Below are 21,971 nucleotides of genomic sequence, written 5' to 3'. Positions count from 1 at the left end.
AATAAGCTTTGCAAGCTTCATCATTTGGCAATTCTTTTATAAAGTTTAGTATGCTTTGTCCTTCAAATACTTCCATAACGACTGTTTTTAAAGACATAAAAATACAGAAACTAAATGACTAACTCAATAAAGTAATTTGAGGAAATTTGTGCAATTTGCGGTTAAAAAATCTATCTTAAAAAGAAATAAAGTCTAATCTTTTTTCAATAATCGAAAATTTGTTGGTGTCGTTCCGCTGTGTTTTTTAAACAAACGCGTAAAATAAGAGTAATCTTCATAGCCCAACTCGATTGCAATTTCATTGACTGTCCAGTTTTTGTCTAGCAACATTCGTTTGGCTTCCAGCATAACACGATCAACAATCACTTCGGTGGTTGTTTTTTTTAGGATTTCATTGCAAATTCGGTTCAAATGCTTTAAACTGACATTTAATGCAGAGGCATAAAACGCCGCCGATTTTTCTTCTTTAAATTTCGTCTCTAAAAGCTGCTCCATATTTTTAATTTTCACATTGTACGAATGAGCTTCATGAATGTAAATTTCGCTGTATTTACGAGCGAGTTCAATGTGAATAATATCCAATAAGTTCATTATTTTATCGCGTTTCAATACTTTATTGGTTTGCATTTCGGCAATCAAATTTTCGAAATAAGGTAAAATGGATTTTATTTCTTCTTTTTCCAATACAATTTCAGGACTATTTTGCACCGAAAAATAAAACGGATAATCTTCGATAGTCTTATTTCCAAAATACAAATTATACATTTCGGCAGTATAAAAAACAATAAAACCTTCTATATCTTCGGACAAAATCCAATGGTGCATTTGTCCTGGCTGCAAAACAAAAACACTTCCTGGACGAATGTCAAATCGGTCAAAATCGACTTCATGAATTCCGGAACCATTGGTAAAAAAAACTAACAGATAGAAATTATGCCGATGTGGTTTTTCTATAAAACTATGATTGATCAAGTGATTTTTAAAAGTATTAATATACAAATCGCTGGTTACCGAATTGCAATTAAACTGTTCTATGCTATAAATGGGATATTTTTTCATCCTGAAAATGTCTTTTTTGTCCTATAATAAGCGAATATAGAAAATAGCTAGCAGATTGATAATAAATACCTTTGAAAAAAATAGATATCATGTCAAATACACTTATCCATATTCTGAAAAATGATTGTCCGCATTGTCATCAAGGAAAAATTTTTAAAGAAAACAGTATTTTTTTTAAATTCAGTTTCCCAAAAATGAACGAATATTGCTCGCATTGTCATTATAAATTCAAAAAAGAACCCGGTTATTTTTTTGGCGCCATGTATGTTAATTACGGACTCACAGTAGCTCAAAGTATTACCACTTATGTTATAGCCAGTTTCTTTTTTAAAGAAACTTTCGACTTAAGAATCATTCCCATTATTATGGGCGTAATAATCGCTTTGTCTCCATTAAACATAAGATTATCAAGATTATTATGGATTTATATGTTTAAAAACTATTCGAATTAATAATGAACCCCAAAACAATGTAGTCTCATCTACTTTTTGTCACATCGAGCGCAGTCGAGATGTAATAGTTGTTCTCGACTGCGCTACCAATGACGTTTTTATTAAAAGTAAAAAATTAGATTGACCAATTTTCTTTTTTGCTTGATCAAAAAAGAAACAAAAAAATCAAGTCTTACGCTTCCTCATCGGTCAAATTAGTTTTCGAATACTAAAAGAAAAGAACTCGCTAACGCTCAAACAGCTTTTCTTTTTACGTATTCTTCAAACATTTGACGCTCGACTGCGAAAGCTAAGGACAATTAAAACTCGGAAATAACAGGAGTTAAATTTTTAATCAAAGACAAAGATAACGTCATTTTATATTGCATTTTTTTGTAAAAAAAATTATACCTCGAACTGACAGATGGAATAACAGACTTTGAAATAAAGAAAGACCGCTCCCTAGTCTATTTGACAAGGAAACAGTCTTTACCACTAACCAAACTAACACACTAACTCAAATACCAATTTTTATTTATAAGCCTCATTTTGAGTAATCACATCCGGATTTTGATTAATTACCAAAAACGGAATCGGCAATAATAATTTAGCCTCAGTTGTAGTAATGTTTTTACCACTAGCTTTAATTACTGGAATTGCTCTTCCGGTTCTTATTAAATCAAACCAACGATGGAATTCGCATGCAAATTCAACCTGACTTTCATGTTCCAAAGCTAACTCAACTGTATTGTACTTAGTTGGATAACCTACACTACCATAACCTACTAAGCCAACTTTGGCACGAACTTCGTTCATGTATTTTGGATCTGAAGTTGCTTCTGTCAGCATTAAAAGAACATCCGCATAACGAAGAACGATAAAGTTATTATCCGAAGCTTCCCTTAAACCAGCAACAGGAGCACTTTTATCTTTCCATTTAATTGGGAATTTTACATTGACAAATGAGCCATTAGCCGTTGTGTACCCATTTTGAATAGATATATCTCTCCTTGGGTCACCCGTTTCATAAGCATTCCATAAATCATTGGTAATCTGATTAAATCCTCCACCCCATGCAGTAACCACGCGATTGTCAACCGGTGAGAACATGGCCCAATATAAACTGTATGGATTAGATACACCTCCTTTATATTGAATTTCAAAAATAGACGATGCGCCATTTTTCTTAGTTAAATTCCATAAATCAGCATAAGGAACCAGACTAAACTTGCCATAAACTTTCAACAAAGTTTCAGAAGCTTTTGCTTTATTACCCATAGTTAGATAAACCTTACCAAGTAAAGTATTGGCGGCTTCCTGGCTGGCAGCACCTACAAAACGCTGACTTGTTTTTACCGGCAATTTAGCTGCCGCAAACTCAAGATCGGCAACAATTTGAGCATAAACCTGATCTTTTGGTGTGCGCCCTTGTGCATAAGCATCAGCAATACTGATTGGAGATATGACCAATGGTACATCGCCCCAGACACGAACCATGTCAAAATAATATAAAGCACGTAAAAACTTAGCTTCTCCAATTAAGGCATCCCGACTAGTAAAATCAAGTTTTTCGGCACTGCTAATAATATTATTTACAATATAGATTGCCTTATAATAATTATTCCAGTAATTGAATACTAACTCATTGTCGATAGTCATCGTGTGCAATTCAAAACTTTCATAGTCTTGTATTCTTCCGGCAGCATTATCACTATATGCATTATCAGACATTAACTCGCCATAGAACGACGGCAAACTTTCAGGTCCATACAAGCTATAAAGCGAATTATAAGCAGACCACATAGCTGTTTCAATATCCTTCTGGGATTTATAGAAATTCTCTTCATTAGCATTTGAAATAGGTGCTTTGTCTAAAAAATCTGAACTACATCCCAATAGGAATAAGTTGCAAAAAAGTATGATATATGTTATTTTTTTCATTTTCTTACGTTTTAAATGATTGATCCAGATGTTAAAAACTAATATTTAATCCAGCAGTGGCTGTAAAAGGATTTGGATAAGCACCATAATCAAAGCCTACCAATACACCCGATTGATAAGTACTACCTTCCGGATCATAACCTAAATAATCAGAGAATACATGTACATTTTCCATATTCAGGTATAACTTTATGTTACTTACCTTTATTTTTTCAACTAATGTTTTTGGTAAATTATACCCTAGACGTATATTTTGGATACGAACAAATGATCCATCTTCAACCCAATAACTTGACCCAAAATCGCGAACAGTAGTTGGTAACATACGAGGTTTAGGAATCATTCCGTTGCCAGGATCAGCATCCGATTTCCAGTAATTATTTACAACAGAATACATGTTACGGTTCCCTCCACCTACACCTGATTTCAAATATCGGGCATTATGGTTAAGAATTTCTCCACCTTGCGAACCGCGCAACAAAACTAAAAGTTCAAATCCTGCATAAGAAAAATTGTTCGTTAATCCCCATTGAAAATCAGGTTGATAGTTACCAATATAGGTACGATCATTAGAATCAATTTTACCATCACTATTAACATCCTTTACCCTTGGGTCACCCGCTTCACTGCCTGGCCATACCGGATAAGCTTTGCTATCCAACTCCGCTTTTGACATGATCACACCGTCAATAACATAACCATAATACATACCAATTGGTTCTCCTACAGCTGTGCGTGATGTCATACTACTAACATTAATATCTATTGGAGCATCATTTACACCTAATTTTAACACTTTATTTCTGTTGGCAGAAATATTAAAATCAGTATTCCATTTGAATTTACTGTCGATATTTTGTGTATTAAGATTTATTTCAAATCCTCTGTTTTCTAACTCCCCAATGTTCGTCAAAGTAGAAGAGAAACCGGAAAGAATTGGAATAGGTACATTAAGTAATAAATCTTTCGTTTTTGAATAATAGATATCACCTGTAAATTTCACACGTCCATTAAAAACACTGAAATCAACCCCAAAGTTGGTCTGACCCGTTTTTTCCCATTTTAAATTTTTATCTGCAAAGTTTGATGTGTAAATACCCTGGTTCACGGTACCTGAACTTACATATGGACTGTAACCTAATACCCCAATCGATCCGTAGTTTGGAATCTGATTGTTACCCGTTGCCCCATAGCTTAACCTAACTTTCATATTAGTTAACCAAGAAACATCTTTCAGGAAAGATTCTTCAGAAATACGCCAGGCAAGCGATCCTGATGGGAAATACCCCCACCTGTTATTGGCTCCAAAACGGGAAGAGCCATCTGCTCGAATTGCTGCAGATGCAAGATATTTACCTTTATAAGAATAATTAGCACGAGCTAAATAAGAAACTAATGACCACTCTTCTGAAAAAGTGTTACCTGCATTCACAACACCTGCATTCAAGGTATGTACTAAATCATTCGAGAAACTACCCGCCGTCATACTACTAATATCTGTACGTTGTTCTTGAGCAGAATACCCAGCCAATAAATTTAAATTGTGATTTTGATTAAATGTCTTATTGTAATTCAGTGTAGTTTCCGAAATCCAATTATTAGATTGCAGCGTTTTGAAATCGGCTTGCGCTGGCACCCATCCCGAGTATCCCCAGTTCTGACCTGCATTCCAATAGAAATTATGAACTGTATTCTCAATATTAGAACTTGCAGAAGTTTTAAGAGTTAAATCTTTAATAACATCCCATTCAAGATAAGAAGTAACGGTAGATACATTCGTTATTTTTTTAGTACTTGCTTCCCTTGTTAATGAATAAGGGTGCCAAAGCTGGAAACCATATTTAGAAAATGTATTCCAAATTGAAGCAGGATCTTTAAAACCAAGACTTCCTGTTTCAACATAAAGGGGAAAAAATGGATCACTTTGCAAAGCCAAACTCACCACGTCACTTTTTCCACCTGTTCCGTATGGCGCTTCTTTTGCACGGCTAAGACCAATGTTCATTCCCATACGAACTTTATCACTGAACTTATGCTTGATATTAGATCTTAAATTAATTCGTTCGTAAGTGTTCCTGTCAACAACACCTTCTGAATTCAGATAACCCATTGACACCATGAATTGTGTCTTCTCGTTACCACCAGAAGCCGATAATTGAATTTTTTTGTTTTGTGCAGTTCTAAATACAACATCCTGCCAATCCGTTCCATTTCCGATACGGGCAATCCAGGCCGGATCAGAGAATTCCACAGGAACAGTTACATTGATTCCTCTGGTTGCCGAAGGATTTGCAGCAACAATTGTTGCCCATGAATTATTTCTGGCTGCCGTGTTGAAAGCGATAAATTCTGAAGCATTCATCATATCAGTCTTACGGTTGACATGAGAAAAACCCGACTCAAAAGTCGCATCAATTTTGGTTTTACCTGCTTTTCCTTGCTTGGTTGTAATGATAACAACACCATTTGCCCCCCTGGAACCATAAATAGCTGCCGAAGATGCATCTTTCAATATATCAATCGACTCAATATCGTTAGGGTTAATAAAATTCAATGGATTTCGGTTAAAACTCAAATTACTCCCTGTACTAATTCCCGTATCAGTTGAATTCGTTGTATTATCTTCCAGCGGAATACCATCTATAACATAAAGTGGGGTAGTCCCTGCATTTATAGAAGAAGCACCACGTACTTTTATTGTAGGAGCAAGACCCGGAGCACCTTGTGACTGTGTAATTTGTACACCTGTGGCCTGTCCTGCAAGTGATTGAAGTACATTACTATTCGATCTGCCTTCCAATTTTTCGGCGCCAATAGAAACTACTGCTCCGGTCAGGTCCTTTTTCTTAACGGAGCCGTAACCCACAACAACTACTTCTTCCAACTTAGCTGAGTCTTCCTCTAATTTAATCGTAAGATTAGTTTGTCCGCTTACTAAAATTTCTTTTGTTTTAAAACCAATATAAGAAACCACCAATATTGCTTTTTCGCTTTTTAGCCTTAATGAAAAGTTACCATCAAAGTCACTTTGAACTCCATTTTTAGTTCCTTTTTCAATAATATTTACTCCTGGTACAGGTTGTCCAGAAGCATCAGTAACTTTTCCGCTTATCGTTTTCTGTTGTACTTCCTTATTCTCAATTACAGTCTTTTCTTTAATTAAGATCGTATTATCTTCTGTCACCTCAAAATCGAGATTATTAGCTGAAAGACATTGTCTTAATAATCTAGACACTGCAATTGTACCTTTTTTTAATTCAACATCTGGAATGTCTTTAAAAACTTTTCTAGGATAAACAAAATTCAAATCGGTCTGCTGTTTTATAATTTTAAACACCTGATAAATTGTTGCCGATTGATTTTTTTCAATAGTTACATTCACTTGCCCAAATGTAGTGCCTACATTGAGACAAAAAACATTTGTACACCATAAAAAAACAAATGCTCTCATAACGGTTTTAATTAGCCTTTCTCTAAAATGATCAAAGGCATTGAGTACTTTAATTTTCATAATTTTTTGAATTGGTTGGTTTGTTATACAATAGATTAAAAAGGTGGATGAAGTAAGCGTCACTGGAAAATTCTATGCTTACTTCTCGGTTTTTTATTCCAGAATCACTTCTTTATTTTTTATTTCATAGTTTTTTATAATTTTAAAATTTTTAATACTTCTCAAAATTTCATCTAAGCTTTGGTTTTTTCTTAAAACCCCATCAAAAATTTCGTTTTCAATTGCTTTATTTTTGAATATAAAATTAAAATCATACCAGCGAGACAGTACTTTCATCATATCTTTAAGTGTTATATTTTCGAAACTAAAGACACCCTCTTTCCATGATATTTCATTATAAACGTCTACATTTTTCACAAACGAATTGCTTGTCTTAATATTTAAATTGAATTGTTGATTAGGCATTAATCGTTGCTTACTTTTTTCAATGCTTACATCGACCTTGCCCTCAACTAAGGTTGTATAGATGTTAGCTTCATCTTTATAAGCTTTGATATTAAATTCGGTACCAATAACATCTACTTCCTGTTTATTACTCAACACTTTGAAATGCGCTCCTTTATGCTTTGTACTTGGTGATACATCAAAATAGGCTTCTCCATAAACTAATTCTACTTGTCTGGTTTGTCCTTCAATAAAAGCTACCGGGAATTTTAATTTAGTTTCAGAATTTAACCACACCTGAGTACCATCTGACAATTTAATACAGAATTTACCTCCTCTGGGAATTGTCAAATAATTATAGACCACCCTGGCTGTATTGCCTGTTTTAGCTTCATAAATAATTTCCTCGCCATTACTTTTGGCATTTTGTGTTTTCAATGAAGCCCCATTTACTAAAGCTATTTGCGATCCGTTTCCTAGGGTAAGTATTGCTTTATCAGTACCAGGTTCAAGGGCTTTTTTATCTTGTTTTGCAATTGCTGGAGTAACTTGAACCGGCTTGTTGAAAATAACATCCTTAAAAAAATAAGCTGTAGTCAAAACACCCACAAAAATAGCGGCAGCTGCATATTTCATGAAATAGGATCTCCTTTTTAATGAAGTATTTTGTTGCTTTTGAGGAACTGCTAGTATTTTGTTCTTAATGCGAATAGCGTCAAGCTCATCCATCATTGGTTTTTCATCTAAAATTGCCAGCACCTCTTCTACAGTTGGCAGTCCACTTGAATTGGTTAATCCTTGAATATACTGTACAACTTCATCAACCTCCTCTTTAGAGCATTGATTCAGAATAAATTTTTTTACTATTTTTTGGATATGAGTATCGTGTTGCATAATATACGTTCTTACATATAATACAGATGAAAAAAGGAAAAGTACTATCGAGTATTATTATTTTTTTCGAAAAATAATAATACAATAACTGAAAAGAAATAAAAAGAAATAAATAAAAAGAAATAGAAAATAAAAAAGAAAGAAAAAAAACAATAATAATTAATGAATCATTATTCCAGCCAACGGGATGAAAGAAGACTTATAAGAAGTGTAACATCTCCATGAGTTTCCAAAAAATTTCTAATTTCTGCTAAGGCCTTACTCATTTGACCTTTTACGGTACTTACAGAAATATTCAATTTCTTGCTTATTTCCTCATAACTCATTTCTTCATTACGTGACATTTCAAAAATAATTCTACGCTTGGGAGACAATTGTTCAATAGCCTTATTTTTTATAACATCATAATCAGCTTCTGCAATGATGTCCTCAATTGGACTATACGACTTTTGACTTACGTAAAACACTTCTTCCTTAAGCTTATGGCTGTTTGCTACTTTACTAATAAGATTAAATGTTAAGTTACGTGTAATGGTAAATACATAGGACTTGAATGATAAATCAGGATTAAGTCTGTCTCTGTGTAACCAGATATTTAAGAATACATCTTGAACTATTTCTTCTGCAAGGACTTGATTTTTAAGCATGCTTAAACTATAAGCATAAACATCATTACAATATGTATTAAAAAGCTCACTAAAGGCTTTTTCATTACCCACCATAAGTTCTGTAACCAATAGTTTATTATTAATTGCTTTTGTTTCAGACATTGCGAATAGCTTCTATGTATATATAAATTATTGATTTACTATAAAATCCCTTGTTTTGTATAAAAATTCTCATTTAGAACCCCGCTCAATACTAATATAACAATTTGAATTGCAATATTAATTAAATTAAACGTGTAAAAAACATTTAATATTAGAACTAACATAAAATTCTTTCCCATAACCTAAACTCGATTAATATTTTGGATTAAACCATTTCACAAAAGCAAAATTCAGCATATTCAAGTTTTTTGTCAAATAGACACTTAAACCAACTTTGCCTTATGATTTGTTTCGATAAGATTACTAATGTCTTTTTCTATTGTTGATGAATTATTCGAATTAAGAAAAGAACAAACGAAGCAAAATAGCTATATTGCAGAGTCAATTTTTCAAAAAAGAATAATGTCCCTGATTATAAACAATATTGAAAAACACGTTCAACTTACTGCCGAAGAAAAGCAACTTTTCTTGAGTAAGACCGAAATTCAACACTACAAAGCAAAGAGTATTCTGCTGAGTTCGGGGGAAATTTGCAAGCATTCTTATTTTGTAAACTCGGGTATTTTAAGAAGTTTTAATATCAATGACAATATCGTTGAACATGTTTTAAACTTTGCCTGCGAAGGATGGTGGATTGGCGATATGTACAGTTTAATTTCGCAAAAACCAGGCAATCTCTTTATCGAGGTTTTAGAAGATGCTGAATTAGTCTTGCTTTCGAAAGAAAATCAAAACCAACTTTATACTGAGATTCCTAAACTGGAACGCTTTTTTAGAATCCTTACCGAAAACGCGTTAGTGGCTAACCAAGAGCGATTAATGGATAATTTAAGTTTATCCGCCGAAGAACGCTTTGATAAATTTTGCAAACGCTATCCAGGTTTAATTCAGCGAATCCCCCAAAAACAAATTGCTTCTTATATAGGTGTAACACCTGAATTCTTTAGTAAAATGAAAAGTAAGCTTCTTAGGAAGTAGTTTTCAGTCGCAGTCGCAGTTTTCAGTCCTATAAAATGCAAACTGAGACTGAATACTGTTTACTAATTTTCTTAATCTAGGTTAAGTGCCATTTGCGGATTCCGATGATACATTTGTATCATAATAATAACAAAATCAAAAAATCAAACAAATGAAAAATACAGTATTACACAAAGCAGATACAAGAGGACATGCAGATCATGGATGGTTGAATGCTTACCATAGTTTTAGTTTTGCCGGTTGGTACAATCCGGAAAGAGTGCAATTTGGAACCCTGCGCGTTTTAAACGATGACACCGTTGCACCGGGAATGGGATTTGGATCACATCCCCACGATAACATGGAAATTATCACGATTCCGCTTGAAGGGGATTTGGCGCATAAAGACAGCATGGGAAATGCCGCCACCATAAAAACAGGCGACATACAGGTAATGAGTGCCGGTACCGGAATTCAACACAGTGAGTTCAATCCAAATGCCGATCAGCGAACTAAATTGTTTCAAATTTGGTTGTTTCCGAAAACCAGAAACGTGGAGCCTCGTTACCAACAGATTACTTTAGACACAACGGAACAAAAAAACAATTTCGCCCAAATATTATCTCCAAATGCTGATGATGCGGGTGTTTGGATTCATCAGGATGCCTGGTTTCATTTAGCTGATTTTGACAAAGATTTTTCTAAAACCTATGAAATCAAAAAAGAAGGAAACGGAATGTACGTCTTTGTAATTTCCGGAACCATTACCGTTGACGGTCAGGAATTGGAAACCCGTGACGGTTTAGGAATAACCGATTTTAAAACCTTAGACATCAAAGCCACAACCGATGCTAAATTTTTATTAATGGAAATTCCAATGCAACATTAAATAAACAGACCAGCATGAACGAAATTATAAATGTAGATTTTAATGACAAAAAGGGAAGTTTCTCTATTACTGTCGACGGAAAAACAGAAGCCAAAATGACTTTTGTTTTTGCAGGAAATGACAAACTGATCATTGATCATACCGAAGTGAACCCGGGAAATAACGGAAAAGGATATGAAAAAAAAATGGTGGAAAGAGCCGTTGCTTTTGCCTTGGAAAGAAACATGAAGATCATTCCGCTATGTCCTTATGCCAAAAGTGTATTTGATAGAAATCCTGAACTAAGAAGCGTTTTATAATATGGGACCTATTTTCGAAAATGACCTTACAGGAAGTATTGGTACACAAAAATACTTGTGTACCATCAAATGGAGAAAGGACGAACTCATAATGGATGAGCCCGAAAAAACAGGCGGCAAAGACCTTGGCATTGACCCTTTCTCTACTTTGTTGGCTTCATTGGCAGGATGTACCCTTTCTACTTTGCGAATGTATATCGACCGAAAAGGATGGGATATCCCGGAAATAAATATTTCATTAAATTTACATCAAGAAGACACAACTGATTTTACTACTGTAATCAAACGAAAAATCTCGTTTTCGAAAGCAATAAGTCCCGAACAGGAAGAACGCCTTTTATTAATTGCGGAAAAATGCCCCATTTCGAAATTATTGAAAGGAAAAATAACCATTAACACCAACCTTTAATCATGGATCCAAAAGACATCGTTAAGGAATATACCAACGGGGAAGTTACCGTGGTATGGCAATCCGGGAAATGCATTCACTCCGGTAATTGTGTTCGAAATAACCCTGCTGTTTTTCAACCCAAAGAAAAACCTTGGATAAAAATTGACGCTTCTACCACAGATAAAATTATCGAAACAATACAAAAATGCCCTTCGGGAGCGTTAACTTTTTACCTGAATAAATAATCTGATTTCCTATTCCCCATCTGCTCTTTTTTAAAGAAAACAGAGATACAAATGCCATTATAGTAAAAAGTGTTATTTTTGCCCCTCGATTGAAGCTATTTTTCAATCTTTCTATTTTAAAACTTTAAATTAAAAAATAACAGATGAAAGCATACGTATTTCCGGGTCAAGGAGCACAATTTACAGGAATGGGTAAAGATTTATATGAAACTTCTGAAGAGGCCAAAGCGTTATTCGAAAAAGCCAATGAAATTTTAGGTTTCCGTATTACTGATATCATGTTTGAAGGCACTGCCGAAGAACTAAAAGAAACCAAAGTAACCCAACCCGCTGTTTTCTTGCATTCGGTAATTTTGGCCAAAACATTAGGTGACGATTTCCAACCGGAAATGGTAGCCGGACATTCATTAGGTGAATTCTCTGCTTTGGTAGCCAATGGTGCTTTGTCTTTTGAAGACGGACTAAAACTGGTTTCACAAAGAGCTTTGGCGATGCAAAAAGCCTGCGAAATTACCCCATCAACCATGGCGGCTGTTTTAGGATTGGCAGACAATATCGTGGAAGAAGTTTGTGCTTCTATCGATGGAGTTGTGGTGGCAGCCAATTATAACTGCCCGGGACAATTGGTAATTTCAGGAGAATTTTCAGCGGTAGAAAAAGCCTGTGAAGCGATGAAAGCTGCCGGTGCAAAACGGGCGCTGTTATTGCCTGTGGGTGGTGCTTTCCACTCACCAATGATGGAACCGGCAAGAGAAGAATTGGCCGCTGCTATTGAAGCAACCACTTTTTCTACTCCAATTTGCCCGGTATATCAAAACGTTACAGCCAGTGCGATTTCTGATCCTGCCGAAATCCAAAAAAACCTAATCATCCAATTGACTGCTCCGGTAAAATGGACACAATCGGTTCAACAAATGATTGCAGATGGTGCGACTTTATTTACCGAAGTAGGTCCTGGAAAAGTATTGACCGGTTTAATTGGGAAAATCAATAAAGAAGCGGCTACGGCAAATGCATAATTACTATTCAGTGGTCAGTTTTTAGTGACCAGCATATTTATAAATTGAATCCTCATAGACTTATGTTTGTGGGGATTTTTGCTTTTAATATTATAAATGCAATCAGGAGTTGTGTATATTTACGAAGTGGCAATAGTACTGAAAAAGAAACGTATAGAAAAAAATAAACTAATAAAATGAATATTAAAAGCTTAATTCCAAAAAAAGCGGAATTAACAAAAATGTTCACTTTTCTAAGTTCTCTCATTACTAGAAGTGTAAAATATCCATCACTACATGTAAATTTATTTTACACTACTCATAATCACCATATTACCTATACTACTCATTATCAACAAGAAATACCTTTTGGCACGGTTCTGGAAATGGAGGTGCCGTATCAACTGAATATTGAATGAAGAAATTAATAGTAATCGTGTTTTGGATGTCAGGCTTGCTGATGTCAGCGCAAGAAAAAGCGTGGACAGTGGATGAATGTATGCGCTATGCGGTGGAAAATAGTACCCTACGTATTAAGCAGGAAGCGCAAAACGAGATTTATAAACAGAATCAACTTGAAGCCGTTGGAGGTTTATTGCCATCGTTAAATGCGAGTACCGATGGAACGATGTATTATGGACGGGTTTTGGATAAAAACACTTATAAATATGTCAATACGAATACATTGTACAATGATTACGGCATCAATTCATCGGTAGCGCTGTTTGACGGTTTTGCACAATTTTCGAGAGTGAAAATGGAAAAACTAAATCGACTGAAAGGACTTCAGCAATTGCAGGAAAACAAAGACAGGGTGGCTTACGAAACGATGGAAATATTTTTCAACGTGCAGTATTATCAAGGTACAGTGAAATTGGCTGCGCAACAATTGGACGAAAGCACTGCAAACCTGAAACGGGTGAAACGGATGGAGGAACTGGGCATGAAGTCGATTCCCGATGTGGCAGAGTTACAAGCCAAGGAAGCCGAAGACAGATACTTGCTGACCAAGCAAAAAAATCTGTTGGTGCAGGAACACATCCGGTTGAAAGCGAAAATGAATTTTCCGGTAAACAGGGATTTAAAGACGGCCGATTCTGACACCTTATTGCATATCGACACTTTAGAGGAAAATGCTTTTGAAATTTATCAAAAAGCGTTAACATATTTACCCAAAGTACTGGCTTCCAACAAAACAGTAGAATCTACTAAAATGGAGATTAACGTGGCTAAAGGCCTATTTTTACCAAAACTTTCACTTTATGGAGGCATCAATACCTATTTCACCAAATTGATGGATGGAAAAACGTACACGCCGTTTAAAGAGCAATTAAATACCAATCAAAATTATTATGTAGGTTTATCGCTCAATACTCCCATTTTCAATGGATTTTCCCGTTCCACCAACCTGAAACGCAGCAAACAGCAGTTGATTATTGTACAAAACGAACGGGAAGAAATCTTGCGGGAAGTGTACAGCGATATTGAAAAAACAGTGGCAGATGTCAACGGCTTGTCGGACGAATACGCTCACGCCGGAAAACGCACCGAATCGATGAAGATAGCGCATCAAGTCAATCAACGGAAATATACCGAAGGTTTGATTAGCGCATTAGAACTCAACACCAGCTCCAACCGGTTGCTGCAAGTGCAAATAGAGGAACTTTACACCAACCTGAAATATCAACTAAAAATGAAATTGTTGAATTATTACAAAGGAGCTTCCATGTTCAATTAATAATTTACAATTACACGATTCAATAATTACACAATCAAATTTATGGATATTATACTTGAAAAGAAAAAAGGACTGAGAAAAAAACATATTCCATATATGGCTGGAGGAAGTGCATTGATTTTTCTCGTTTTATGGATGGCTTTCGGTAATCACAAATCGCGATTGACGGTTGACAGCCAGAAACTAATGATTGAGGTGGTAAGCAAAAGCAAGTTCAACGATTATATCCGTATAAGCGGACAGGTGGAGCCAATAAATACCATCCAGTTGAGTGCCGTGGAAGGTGGAATGGTGGAACAAAAAGTGGTGGAAGAAGGCGCCATGGTACAGCTAGGCGATGTGATTATTCGTCTAAAAAACCCAATGCTGAACCTGAATATCCTCGATAGCGAAGCACAATTGGCCGAAAAGCAAAACTTCCTTCGCAATACGCAAGTGCAAATGGAGCAGGAAAAACTCAGTTTAAAAAAAGAAAAACTGCAACTGGACATGGATGTGGAACGCAAAAAACGCAAATTCCAACAATACAAGCAACTCAACATCGAGAAACTAACCTCGCAAGAAGAATATTTGCAAGCCAAAGAAGATTATGAATTTGCTCTAAGCGGGCGGAAACTGGTTATCGAACGGCAAAAGCAAGATTCCATTTTCCGTGGCATCCAGATAAAACAAATGGAAGAAAGTTTGCACAATATGCGTGAAAACCTGACATTGGTTCGTCAGCGCATTGACAATCTAAACGTAAAAGCTCCTGTGAACGGTCAACTTGGTTTATTGGAAGTGGAAATCGGACAGTCGGTGGCGGCAGGCAGTCGCATTGGGCAAATCAGCGTGTTGTCCGACTATAAAATTGAAGCATTGATTGACGAACATTATATCGACAAGGTAAAAATCGGCCTGGGTGCAACATTCGAACGCCAGGACAAAAATTTCGCCTTGCGTGTACGGAAAGTATATCCCGAAGTGCGAGAAAAACAGTTTAGAACCGACTTTATTTTTGCCGGCGAACGACCAGACAATATCCGTGCAGGACAAACTTATTATATCAATTTGCAACTCGGACAGCCTGCCGAAGCTATCCTGATTCCGCGTGGTTCATTTTATCAAACTACTGGCGGACAATGGATTTTTGTGGTTTCGGAAGACAGAAAAACAGCCACACGGCGCACCATCACCATCGGAAGGCAGAATCCGCTTTACTATGAAGTGTTAACCGGTTTGAAACCTGGCGAAAAAGTTATTACCTCGGGGTATGATACCTTTGGAGATGTGCAAGAGTTGGTTTTGCAGTAAACAATTATCAATGAATAGATTCTTACTACTAATTTAAAAATAATCATATTATGCTAAAGATTAACGAATTAAAAAAAGTTTTTCGTACGGAAGAAATTGAAACAATGGCTTTGGGTGGAGTCTCATTGCACGTAACCGAAGGTGAATTTATCGCCATTATGGGGCCTTCCGGATGTGGAAAATCAACCTTGTTGAATATTCTTGGGTTGCTGGATAATCCTACTTCAGGTAAATATTTCCTGAACGGAATCGAAGTGGGACATTTGAAAGAAAAACAACGCACCGACATGCGCAAAGGCAATATCGGCTTTATTTTTCAAAGTTTCAACCTGATTGAGGAAATGAATGTGTTCGAAAACGTGGAATTGCCGTTGGTATACATGAAAGTAAAAGCTTCCGAACGAAAAAAACGTGTGGAAGAAACCTTGCGCAGGATGAATATCAGCCATAGAGCCACACATTTTCCCAATCAACTTTCGGGTGGCCAACAGCAACGTGTGGCCATTGCACGGGCGGTAGTTGCCAACCCGAAAATGATTCTGGCCGATGAGCCTACCGGAAATCTGGATTCAAAAAATGGTAAAGACGTAATGGATTTACTTTCGGAGCTGAACCGCGAAGGAACCACCATCGTAATGGTAACACACTCGCAGCACGATGCTTCGTTTTCGCACCGCGTCATCAACCTGTTTGATGGACAAATAATAGGTATAGAGAAAAAAATAGGAATTTTAGCTTAAACATCAAAAAAACAAACAACAATGTTACGTATCTATTTTATTACAGCTTTTAGAAGTTTGAAGAAGAACAAGAGTGTGAGCCTCATCAATATTATGGGACTAACTATTGGGTTAACTGCATTCCTGTTTATCCTCCACTACCTTGTTTACGAAACCTCATACGACCGTTTTTTTGAAGGTAGCGAGCGCGTTTATCGTGTCAATATGTCAATGACCAAAGATGGAGCCAGCACCTACGAAGGAACTCAAACTCCCCGACAGTTGTACTTCGCACTAAAACGGGAAATCCCCGGCGTAGAGGCCAATACCCTGACGTACCTTGAGCGTTGTCTGATTCGTAATGGCGTAATTGGTTACAGCGACCAAAACGTGCTCTGGGTGGACGAGGGTTTTGAGAAGGTTTTTCAGCTCACCATGTTGCAGGGTAAGGCCGATTTCAAAAAACCTCTTACGGGAGTATTGTCCGCCAGCAAAGCCAAAGCACTTTTTGGCAACGAAAGCCCAGTGGGCAAGATTATTAAGGTGAACGAGGGAATGCCCGTGGAGGTTACAGGTGTTTTTGCCGATTTGCCTTCGAACACGCACCTCGATGCCGAATATTTTATATCGATAAAAACTTTTGTTCATTTTGGTTGGATAGGCGAACAGGGTAACTGGAATTCGCCGGATTGGTGGAATTATATACGCCTGAAGCCGGGAGTTTCTAAGGTAGAGGCTGAGGCTGGCATTAACGAATTTGTGGATCGTTACATGGCATTTTTGAAAAAAGAGGGAAAAACAGCTCATTTCCACCTTCAACAGTTGCCCGACCTGCATTTCATTAGCGGTCTCGAGAACGAGTTCGGAGCTGGCACCAACCCCAAATCTCTGGTAAATCTTCTTATTGTAGGGCTGCTTACCTTGCTCATTGCATGGATAAACTTTGTGAACCTCTCTACCGCCCAGTCGGTCAAGCGTTCGCACGAAATCATGATCCGGAAGCTTATCGGAGCCTCACGCTTTCATATCTGGTTGCAATCGCTCATCGAAAGTTTAATTATCAGCGTTTTGTCAGTCGCTTTGGCATATATGTTATATCAGGTTTTGCTAATGCCTTTTGCGCAGTTTTTTAGCCTGCCACTCGAACATGCCTATATTCCCAGCGGAAAAATCGTATTCTTTCTGGCGATTGCGTGCCTTACCGGAATTGTGTTTTCAAGCATATACACGTCGTTAAGCATTTTCCGGATGGGAGTGTTCACCGGACGCAAAGACGTGAAAGGCAAAAGCGGTTTCAAGAAAGGTCTGGTGATAGCCCAACTGGTTATTTCCATTATTTTTATCAGCGGAACAATTATAGTGTTTAAGCAGATACGCTTTATGCAGAATTACCCGTTGGGTATGAAAATCGACAATGTGATAATCTTAAGCGGTCCAGCATCAACAAATACCCAGGGAGAAGGACGAAGGACGAAATTCCTTTCGTTTCGCAATGAAGTGCTTTCCGACCCTCATTTTATAGCTGCAACGGCTACCATGAACGTTCCGGGAGACGAGCCACGTTGGCGTTCCAGTGAGTTCGTCCGTCCGGATGCAGGAATTCAACCTGGGGCGGTTTTCTGCTCCAACAATGCTGATGATGGTTTTATCAACACGTATTCGTTGAAGTTACTGGCGGGGCAAAATTTTTCCGTCACTCCGGCCAATAATACCAATAAGATATTGATAAATAAAAGCTCTGCCCGAAAGTTAGGTTTTGCAAACGCCCAAGATGCTATAGGCAAGCAGATTGTACCCACCGGCAACAACCGGAAACCGGTCGAAATTATTGGTGTGGTGGCAGATTTCCACAACGAGGGGTTGCATAAGCCCGTTTATCCGATGGTTTGGAATAATGATCATCCATTCGAGTTTGGGTTCTATTCCATTCGCGTAAATAACCAGAACATGCAGGAGGCGGTTGCCCAATTGCAGAAAATTTATAAACGGCATTTCCCCGAAGATCCATTTAACTATTTCTTTGCCGACGAATTGTTTAACCGTCAATATTTCTCCGAAGTACGATTTGGGAAGTTCTATATCCTGCTCACTATTCTTTCACTATCCATTGCTTGCCTTGGATTATATGGATTATTGCTGCATTTCATCAACCAAAAGAGAAAAGAAATAGGCATACGTAAGGTAAATGGGGCACAAGTATCGGAAGTAATGCTGTTCATAAACCGTGACTTTCTGCGTTGGACGGCTATTGCCTTTGTAATTGCTTGTCCGCTCGCATACTGGGCGATGGATAAATGGTTGAGCAATTTTGCTTACCATACCGAAATAAGTTGGTGGATATTTGTGGTTGCCGGGCTGGTAACGCTTTTCATCACCATGCTTACGGTAAGTTGGCAAAGTTATAAAGCATCTGTGCGCAATCCTGCGGAGGTTTTGAAGTGCGAGTGAACTGATGTCGGCTATTAGGCACCGCTAGATAAAGACTCACTAATTACCGTAAACACTGTCCAACCTTCGGGAGAATTAGAGTGTACCAGCTTTCCACCGTGTAAGCGTATTATGTAGCGCGAAACGCTAAGCCCAATGCCGGTGCCAGTTTCCTTGGTGGTAAAAAATGGAATAAAAATATGGGGAAGCACATCTTGCGGGATGGGTTTCCCCGTATTGCAAATATCAATGCCGACTTGTCCTGTGGTTTGTTTATTGATACGGATAATAATCTGTCCATTTTCAGTCGGATCTATGGCTTCAATGGCATTTTTCAGCAGGTTTACAAGCACTTGCATAATCAGCTTTTCATCAGCCAAAAATTCTACTTTTTCAACTTCCGAATCAAGTTGCAGCTTGATATTTTTCTCTTTTATGGCTTTTTCTTTCAGATGCAATATTTTATCAAGCAATGGTTTCAGTTTAAAAGCTTTAATAACCGGTTTAGGAATTCCGGTGAATTTGCGGTACGAATCCACAAACGAAAGCAAGCCTTTGGCAGTTGAATGAATGGTTTCAAAAGCCTCGATTGTATTATTTCTCAGGTTTTCATTTGCCTCGTTTACTTCAGGCATTTTATGCAAAGTGAGCAACGTTTCGCTCAACGAAGTTATCGGGGCAATGGAGTTCATAATTTCGTGTGTCATTACTCGTATCAACCGAATCCACGACTCCATTTCTTTGGATTCCAGCTCGTTGCCAATATTATTCAACGTGATGACTTTCATTCGACCATTCTTCAACTTAATCTCCGAAAGGCGCAAACTCACTTGAATTTCTTCACGTTCGTTAGAAATGGCTATTTGGGGATTATCACCTGTTTTCATATCCCGAAAAAGTTCCGGAAAGCTTTCATTCACACCGCTCAACTGGTTGATATGCGTAAAAACAGGCAACCCCAACAAATGCAATGCCGACCTATTCACAGTTTGCACATGGCCATAATCGTCCATGATAATAATTCCGGTAGAAACACTTTCGATAATCAGGCTCAAGAACTTTTCATTCTCAATCACTTCTTTGCGCGCATTCGATAAAATCTCTTTAATGCGGTTCAGCATTGTGTTAAGTTCCTTTTCTCGGCGCGACAAGTTGTTTTCCGAAAAATGAAACGAATAGTCGCCATTATCCAATGCATTCAGCAGAAACAATATATTGCTGTTGAATTTTTTATAATGACTTTGTAAAGAATTAAGACTGAATAATGCCATAATTCCCGAAGCAATTGCAAACACATATTGCTTAAAAATAAGGCAATAAGTCAATGCTGCTACCGCAAGAATCAGTAACGTTACAAATAATGCAAGTTTGTATTGAATGGATTTGAACATTTTTACAAAACGTATTTTTTTATCTTACTATAAAGCGTTGGTCTTGTAATGCCAAGCTCGGTTGCCACAGCCGATAAATTTCCACCATTCTTTTTGATAGAATTACCTATTAACAGCCGTTCGGCATCTTCCAAGCTCATGTTTTCAATCTTTGAAGTCGAAGCATTTTGTTCTTTCATGTAAAAATCGGAAGGCAATAATTCATTGCTGTCGCAAAGTATAACCGCCTTTTCGATGGCATGTTGTAATTCACGAACATTACCGGGCCAAGCGTGATCTTCCAGCTTTATGATGGTTTGCTTGTCAAAAGTCAAGTACTTTTTACCATATTTAGAAGCGTATTTTTGTAGAAAAAAATCGGCCAACTGCGGAATATCTGCTTTCCGTTCGCGCAATGGCGGTGCTTCAACGTGAATGGTATTGACACGGTACAGCAAATCTTCCCTGAACTCGCCATTTTGAACCGATTGATCCAAATTGCGGTTGGTGGCGCAAATCAAACGGATATTTACCGGAATCGCCTTATTGTCACCCACGCGAACAATTTGCCTGGATTGAATCGCAGTCAACAATTTAGCTTGTAGCGGATAACTCAGATTTCCAATTTCGTCAAGAAAAAGCGTTCCACCATCGGCAGCTTCAAACTTTCCGGCACGGTCGGTACGGGCATCGGTAAAAGCACCTTTCACATGACCAAAAAGTTCGCTTTCAAACAATGTCTCGCTTACAGCACCCATATCTACGGTAACCAACACTTCATTTTTCCTCGAAGATAAACGGTGAATTTCACGGGCAATAAGTTCTTTCCCGGTTCCATTTTCGCCCGTAACTAAAATGTTTGCATCCGTTTTTGCAACTTTCTCCACCAACCTCCGCAGTTCATGCATTACGGCTGAATGTCCCCAGCAGATGGTTTCACCGAGATTGAGTTCACGGCTCAATACACCTTGTTTTTCGCGCAATCGTTTCACTTCCCTTTGCGATTGACGAAGCGCATAAGCCGCTTGTAGAGTTGCAATTAATTTGGCATTGTCCCACGGCTTTACCACAAAATCGCTGGCACCTTCTTTCAGCGCTTTTACAGCTAAATCAATGTCAGCATAAGCCGTGAATAAAACGACAGGCAGTTCGCCATCAACCTTTTTAATCTCCGACAGCCAAAACAATCCTTCGTTACCGGAATTGATTCCTGCCGAAAAATTCATATCAAGAAGCACTACATCGGGCGTAAGTTCTCTCAACTTAGAAGGCAATTGGTTTGGCGATGATATTAGTGTTACCTGCTGAAAATAGTTTTCCAACAAGATGCGTAATGCACTCAATACATTTTTGTTGTCATCGACAACCAAAATACTTCCAGTCTTCATAAATAATGGGGATGAATTATATTATAAAAATACATGCTTATTACCAGATTACGAAGTTTTTTTGGTTTTAAAATTAAAAATGCGGAAAAATGACCAATATGAAATGAGCATAACCGATTAATTGGTCGCAATTGAAAATCATCGAATACCAAAATAAGATAAAAACCGATGAGATAAACACCAATGATGATATGCGACCCGAGCTTTTGCGAACAAGCGAAGCAATTACACATGACCAATAAAAAAACAATAAATATCAACATATGA

The 21,971-nt window shown here is 37.3% G+C and carries 18 protein-coding genes; 11 read left to right on the top strand and 7 right to left on the bottom strand.

Annotated features, from left to right (window positions below; all coding sequences use genetic code 11):
* Positions 1–192: 192 nt before the first annotated feature.
* Positions 193–1,059, bottom strand: coding sequence for a helix-turn-helix domain-containing protein (locus GTZ96_RS04365; protein WP_161641364.1), 867 nt, complete (start codon positions 1,057–1,059; stop codon positions 193–195).
* A gap of 89 nt (positions 1,060–1,148) precedes the next feature.
* Between GTZ96_RS04365 and GTZ96_RS04360 the strand changes: the two genes are divergently transcribed.
* Positions 1,149–1,511 (top strand): DUF983 domain-containing protein, encoded by a 363-nt coding sequence (locus GTZ96_RS04360; protein WP_161641363.1) that lies wholly within the window; start codon positions 1,149–1,151, stop codon positions 1,509–1,511.
* 510 nt (positions 1,512–2,021) lie between these two features.
* Here GTZ96_RS04360 and GTZ96_RS04355 read toward each other — a convergent pair.
* The 4 genes from GTZ96_RS04355 to GTZ96_RS04340 all read right to left on the bottom strand — a co-directional run bounded on the left by GTZ96_RS04355 (position 2,022) and on the right by GTZ96_RS04340 (position 8,990).
* Positions 2,022–3,431 (bottom strand): RagB/SusD family nutrient uptake outer membrane protein, encoded by a 1,410-nt coding sequence (locus GTZ96_RS04355; RefSeq protein WP_161641362.1) that lies wholly within the window; start codon positions 3,429–3,431, stop codon positions 2,022–2,024.
* A gap of 31 nt (positions 3,432–3,462) precedes the next feature.
* Positions 3,463–6,942, bottom strand: coding sequence for a SusC/RagA family TonB-linked outer membrane protein (locus tag GTZ96_RS04350; RefSeq protein ID WP_161641361.1), 3,480 nt, complete (start codon positions 6,940–6,942; stop codon positions 3,463–3,465).
* A 93-nt stretch (positions 6,943–7,035) separates the two neighbouring features.
* On the bottom strand, positions 7,036–8,220 hold the full coding sequence (locus GTZ96_RS04345; protein WP_161641360.1) for a FecR family protein: 1,185 nt from the start codon (positions 8,218–8,220) through the stop codon (positions 7,036–7,038).
* A 170-nt stretch (positions 8,221–8,390) separates the two neighbouring features.
* Positions 8,391–8,990 carry an RNA polymerase sigma factor gene (locus tag GTZ96_RS04340; protein ID WP_161641359.1) on the bottom strand — a complete coding sequence of 200 codons (600 nt, stop codon included), beginning with the start codon at positions 8,988–8,990 and terminating at the stop codon, positions 8,391–8,393.
* Positions 8,991–9,392: 402 nt separating this feature from the next.
* On the opposite strand from GTZ96_RS04340, the gene GTZ96_RS04335 reads away from it, so the two are divergent.
* The 10 genes from GTZ96_RS04335 (at position 9,393) to GTZ96_RS04290 (ending at position 18,967) form a co-directional block, all read left to right on the top strand.
* A complete protein-coding gene (locus GTZ96_RS04335; protein WP_161641375.1) occupies positions 9,393–9,968 on the top strand; it encodes a Crp/Fnr family transcriptional regulator in 576 nt (191 codons plus the stop codon).
* 151 nt (positions 9,969–10,119) lie between these two features.
* Positions 10,120–10,836 carry a pirin family protein gene (locus GTZ96_RS04330; protein WP_161641358.1) on the top strand — a complete coding sequence of 239 codons (717 nt, stop codon included), beginning with the start codon at positions 10,120–10,122 and terminating at the stop codon, positions 10,834–10,836.
* Positions 10,837–10,850: 14 nt separating this feature from the next.
* Complete coding sequence (locus GTZ96_RS04325; protein WP_161641357.1) at positions 10,851–11,135, top strand: GNAT family N-acetyltransferase; 285 nt, start codon at positions 10,851–10,853, stop codon at positions 11,133–11,135.
* 1 nt (position 11,136) lies between these two features.
* Positions 11,137–11,544, top strand: a complete 408-nt coding sequence (locus tag GTZ96_RS04320; RefSeq protein ID WP_181033138.1) for an OsmC family protein — start codon at positions 11,137–11,139, stop codon at positions 11,542–11,544.
* A gap of 2 nt (positions 11,545–11,546) precedes the next feature.
* The gene (locus GTZ96_RS04315) at positions 11,547–11,771 is read left to right on the top strand and encodes a (4Fe-4S)-binding protein (protein WP_161641355.1); all 225 of its coding nucleotides are present in this window, start codon (positions 11,547–11,549) and stop codon (positions 11,769–11,771) included.
* A gap of 143 nt (positions 11,772–11,914) precedes the next feature.
* The gene (gene fabD / locus GTZ96_RS04310) at positions 11,915–12,790 is read left to right on the top strand and encodes an ACP S-malonyltransferase (RefSeq protein WP_161641354.1); all 876 of its coding nucleotides are present in this window, start codon (positions 11,915–11,917) and stop codon (positions 12,788–12,790) included.
* A 394-nt stretch (positions 12,791–13,184) separates the two neighbouring features.
* The gene (locus GTZ96_RS04305) at positions 13,185–14,507 is read left to right on the top strand and encodes a TolC family protein (RefSeq protein WP_161641353.1); all 1,323 of its coding nucleotides are present in this window, start codon (positions 13,185–13,187) and stop codon (positions 14,505–14,507) included.
* Positions 14,508–14,549: 42 nt separating this feature from the next.
* Positions 14,550–15,800 carry an efflux RND transporter periplasmic adaptor subunit gene (locus tag GTZ96_RS04300; RefSeq protein WP_161641352.1) on the top strand — a complete coding sequence of 417 codons (1,251 nt, stop codon included), beginning with the start codon at positions 14,550–14,552 and terminating at the stop codon, positions 15,798–15,800.
* 50 nt (positions 15,801–15,850) lie between these two features.
* A complete protein-coding gene (locus tag GTZ96_RS04295) occupies positions 15,851–16,540 on the top strand; it encodes an ABC transporter ATP-binding protein (RefSeq protein ID WP_161641351.1) in 690 nt (229 codons plus the stop codon).
* A 21-nt stretch (positions 16,541–16,561) separates the two neighbouring features.
* A complete protein-coding gene (locus GTZ96_RS04290; RefSeq protein ID WP_161641350.1) occupies positions 16,562–18,967 on the top strand; it encodes an ABC transporter permease in 2,406 nt (801 codons plus the stop codon).
* Between the two features lie 14 nt (positions 18,968–18,981).
* Here the strand turns inward: GTZ96_RS04290 and GTZ96_RS04285 are convergent, their stop codons facing one another.
* Entirely contained in the window at positions 18,982–20,337 is a 1,356-nt protein-coding gene (locus tag GTZ96_RS04285; RefSeq protein WP_161641349.1) for a sensor histidine kinase, read from the bottom strand.
* Positions 20,338–20,339: 2 nt separating this feature from the next.
* Entirely contained in the window at positions 20,340–21,704 is a 1,365-nt protein-coding gene (locus GTZ96_RS04280; protein WP_161641348.1) for a sigma-54-dependent transcriptional regulator, read from the bottom strand.
* Between the last annotated feature and the right edge of the window lie 267 nt (positions 21,705–21,971).

The organism is Flavobacterium undicola, from assembly GCF_009909155.2.
Lineage (GTDB): Bacteria > Bacteroidota > Bacteroidia > Flavobacteriales > Flavobacteriaceae > Flavobacterium > Flavobacterium undicola.
This window is presented reverse-complemented; position numbering and strand designations above follow the sequence as displayed.

Excerpts from the sequence above, each read along its gene's own strand:
- GTZ96_RS04340 (WP_161641359.1), bottom strand. The coding sequence starts at position 8,990 with ATGTCTGAAACAAAAGCAATTAATAATAAACTATTGGTTACAGAACTT.
- GTZ96_RS04285 (WP_161641349.1), bottom strand. The coding sequence starts at position 20,337 with ATGTTCAAATCCATTCAATACAAACTTGCATTATTTGTAACGTTACTG.
- GTZ96_RS04355 (WP_161641362.1), bottom strand. The coding sequence starts at position 3,431 with ATGAAAAAAATAACATATATCATACTTTTTTGCAACTTATTCCTATTG.
- GTZ96_RS04300 (WP_161641352.1), top strand. The coding sequence starts at position 14,550 with ATGGATATTATACTTGAAAAGAAAAAAGGACTGAGAAAAAAACATATT.
- GTZ96_RS04345 (WP_161641360.1), bottom strand. The coding sequence starts at position 8,220 with ATGCAACACGATACTCATATCCAAAAAATAGTAAAAAAATTTATTCTG.
- GTZ96_RS04330 (WP_161641358.1), top strand. The coding sequence starts at position 10,120 with ATGAAAAATACAGTATTACACAAAGCAGATACAAGAGGACATGCAGAT.
- GTZ96_RS04280 (WP_161641348.1), bottom strand. The coding sequence starts at position 21,704 with ATGAAGACTGGAAGTATTTTGGTTGTCGATGACAACAAAAATGTATTG.
- GTZ96_RS04305 (WP_161641353.1), top strand. The coding sequence starts at position 13,185 with ATGAAGAAATTAATAGTAATCGTGTTTTGGATGTCAGGCTTGCTGATG.
- GTZ96_RS04315 (WP_161641355.1), top strand. The coding sequence starts at position 11,547 with ATGGATCCAAAAGACATCGTTAAGGAATATACCAACGGGGAAGTTACC.
- fabD (WP_161641354.1), top strand. The coding sequence starts at position 11,915 with ATGAAAGCATACGTATTTCCGGGTCAAGGAGCACAATTTACAGGAATG.
- GTZ96_RS04325 (WP_161641357.1), top strand. The coding sequence starts at position 10,851 with ATGAACGAAATTATAAATGTAGATTTTAATGACAAAAAGGGAAGTTTC.
- GTZ96_RS04320 (WP_181033138.1), top strand. The coding sequence starts at position 11,137 with ATGGGACCTATTTTCGAAAATGACCTTACAGGAAGTATTGGTACACAA.
- GTZ96_RS04290 (WP_161641350.1), top strand. The coding sequence starts at position 16,562 with ATGTTACGTATCTATTTTATTACAGCTTTTAGAAGTTTGAAGAAGAAC.
- GTZ96_RS04350 (WP_161641361.1), bottom strand. The coding sequence starts at position 6,942 with ATGAAAATTAAAGTACTCAATGCCTTTGATCATTTTAGAGAAAGGCTA.
- GTZ96_RS04365 (WP_161641364.1), bottom strand. The coding sequence starts at position 1,059 with ATGAAAAAATATCCCATTTATAGCATAGAACAGTTTAATTGCAATTCG.
- GTZ96_RS04335 (WP_161641375.1), top strand. The coding sequence starts at position 9,393 with ATGTCCCTGATTATAAACAATATTGAAAAACACGTTCAACTTACTGCC.
- GTZ96_RS04360 (WP_161641363.1), top strand. The coding sequence starts at position 1,149 with ATGTCAAATACACTTATCCATATTCTGAAAAATGATTGTCCGCATTGT.
- GTZ96_RS04295 (WP_161641351.1), top strand. The coding sequence starts at position 15,851 with ATGCTAAAGATTAACGAATTAAAAAAAGTTTTTCGTACGGAAGAAATT.